The sequence below is a fragment of the Stieleria mannarensis genome (assembly GCF_014154935.1).
Classification (GTDB): Bacteria; Planctomycetota; Planctomycetia; order Pirellulales; family Pirellulaceae; genus Stieleria; species Stieleria mannarensis.
Genome location: NZ_JACEHH010000150.1, coordinates 1 through 1,441, shown reverse-complemented (window position 1 = coordinate 1,441; position 1,441 = coordinate 1). Strand labels below are relative to the sequence as shown.

The following is a 1,441-nucleotide window of genomic DNA, read 5'->3' as shown; positions in this document are numbered from 1 at the left end:
TGATTTGTTTCAGCGGAAAGTGAGACTTTTTTTGTCAGTTACAAGTTGCAGCCTCGGGTGATGTTTGAGGGAACGTCGGTTGACGAATCCCAAGGTTCACTTGCTTGCGGCGATGCCTTGCCATCGCCATTTTCTTTTGACGCTCGCGGCGGACCGTCAATGGATTTCCACGATACCAGGTCTCCGGTGTTTGGTACTCCAGCGACCCATGCAATCGCTCTGTGTTGTAGTGATCGATGACCGATTCGATCGTTCGTTCTGCGTCCGCTCGGTTTTCGATCAAGTGTTCTTCGATGCCTTCACGAAGGGTGCGGTTGAATCGTTCGGTGATTCCGTTTTCTTCCGGACAGTGGGGCTTGATGCGTTGATGGGTCAGGCCGTGATGTGCCAGCAGGCCCACAAAGTCACCTGAAATGTATCCGCTACCGTTGTCGCTGCGAATAATCGGCTTCGCCTCCAGCTCACCTTTGGTGTTCTTGGGGAGCGTTTCGATAGCACGCTCCGCTGCGATGCTGATCGTGTGCCCTTCCATGTTGGTCAGCAACTCCCAGTGCACGACGTAGCGAGCGTACTCGTCGATGAACACCACCAAGTAGTATTGAATGTCGTTGACCTTGATGTAGACCAAATCAGTTCCCCAGACCTCATCCGGGGATGTGGGTTTTTCAATGTCTTCGCGGTAACGCTTGCGTCGACCGCGATGCCGGTTCATCAGGTCTTTTTCCAGCAAAATGCGGTACACCGTACTCGCGCTCAGGAACGCCACATCGTCATCGATCATCCGCCAGGAAAGCTCACGGTGCCGAATCTCGGGGTGTTTCTTCGCATACTTGATCACGGCATCCTTCTCTTCGTCCAGGGCTTCAAACGCTTGTACTGGCTTGACCGGCTCGCGACGGTCACGATCCCACGCCTCTTCTTTCTTCCAGCGGTAAAAACTTGCCCGCGAAACCCCAAGGTGACGCAGTGCCTCGTCAACTTTCATTTCACTGCGTGACTTGGCTTGCTCGACCTCTGCGATGACTCGTTGCTGAAGTTCCGCGGGCAAGTTGGCATGATCCTCAAGACCTAAAGCGTTTTTTTTAGCTCAAGGTTTTCAGCGGTGATCTCCGCGATCACCGCACGCAATCGGTTGAGTTCCTCCTCTTTGGGATCAGGCTTTGAAACTCCTGCTTTCCCATTGCCCGTTCTTCCGTAGACCGATTCCGCGCTGCCGATCAATTGCTTCTTCCAGCTGTAGTACTGGGTCGGGCTGATCCCCTCGCGGCGGCATAACTCGGAGATCTCTGTCCCTGCTTCCATCCCGGCCAGGACCAACTCAAGCTTCTTCGATGCCGACCATTTCCGGCGTTTCTTTGACTGACTCATTCGAGCACTCCTCAGGGTTGTGAGACCGCCAAATGTAACTTAGCAAAAGTCTCACATCCGCTGAAGCATTACA

At 53.6% G+C, this 1,441-nt stretch carries 2 protein-coding genes; both read right to left on the bottom strand.

The window, feature by feature from the left end; genetic code table 11:
- Nucleotides 1-34: 34 nt before the first annotated feature.
- Nucleotides 35-1,048 (bottom strand): IS3 family transposase, encoded by a 1,014-nt coding sequence (locus H1B37_RS32820; protein ID WP_182871488.1) that lies wholly within the window; start codon nt 1,046-1,048, stop codon nt 35-37.
- A gap of 20 nt (nt 1,049-1,068) precedes the next feature.
- A complete protein-coding gene (locus H1B37_RS32815; protein ID WP_182871487.1) occupies nt 1,069-1,368 on the bottom strand; it encodes a transposase in 300 nt (99 codons plus the stop codon).
- Between the last annotated feature and the right edge of the window lie 73 nt (nt 1,369-1,441).